This is a genomic window from Goekera deserti (assembly GCF_010685995.1).
Taxonomy (GTDB): domain Bacteria; phylum Actinomycetota; class Actinomycetes; order Mycobacteriales; family Geodermatophilaceae; genus Goekera; species Goekera deserti.
Genome location: NZ_JAAGWK010000052.1, coordinates 1 through 705, shown reverse-complemented (window position 1 = coordinate 705; position 705 = coordinate 1). Strand labels below are relative to the sequence as shown.

At 46.2% G+C, this 705-nt stretch carries 2 protein-coding genes; both read right to left on the bottom strand.

Annotated features, from left to right (window positions below; translation table 11 throughout):
• Positions 1-4: 4 nt before the first annotated feature.
• A complete protein-coding gene (locus G1H19_RS22355) occupies positions 5-211 on the bottom strand; it encodes a hypothetical protein (protein WP_163638900.1) in 207 nt (68 codons plus the stop codon).
• A 91-nt stretch (positions 212-302) separates the two neighbouring features.
• Positions 303-614, bottom strand: coding sequence for a CBS domain-containing protein (locus tag G1H19_RS22350; protein ID WP_163638898.1), 312 nt, complete (start codon positions 612-614; stop codon positions 303-305).
• Positions 615-705 lie beyond the last annotated feature (91 nt).

The following is a 705-nucleotide window of genomic DNA, read 5'->3' as shown; positions in this document are numbered from 1 at the left end:
TGACTCATTCATAATCAGCGATTTCCTCAATGTCTACGTTACATGACCAGGCGATGTCTGCTTTAGAGTCGCCATTTTCTAACCCGGCCTCAATGCACTGGAAAGTTTCTTGAGCGTTCGACGGGCGAGCGGTGGAGCCTTTGAAAGACTTCGCGTGTGCGATGTTCAGCGCGGCGGTTGCAATCAGGAGGGCGATTAAAACGTGTTTCACTTTTTACTTCTCCGGTTAAGTTGACGAGGTTTATTATAGGCGAAAAAAAGCCCCACCACAAGGGCAGGGCTTAAAATCGAGTAACTATTTATTACTCAACTTCTACGTAATAGACGCTCGCGCCTTTTGCCGTAGTTTTCAGTTTGATGGTGATGAACGGTTGTTCGTCGCCAAATACAGCCATTACTTCTTTCAGCGACTGACGAGCAGAGGCGGAATCAGTAAACAGGCCGTCAATCTCGCCGTCCTCGGTCATAATGACCGCCTTACAGTTTTCGTCAGTTTCGACGATTTTCAGGAGCTTGATTTTAGTGCCTTCTTCTTTGAAGCTGAAAATGTGTTTCGCATTAGCCAGCGCGTTGAAGATAGCTTTTGAGTCGAGGGTTTTAGTTGCTTTAGTCATAATGATAATCTCTCTATTGAGTGTGGTTTTGTTGTGGTCTACATCGACCGGGAAGTTATGCGCCCACGCCAATCATTAGGCATTTAACGGG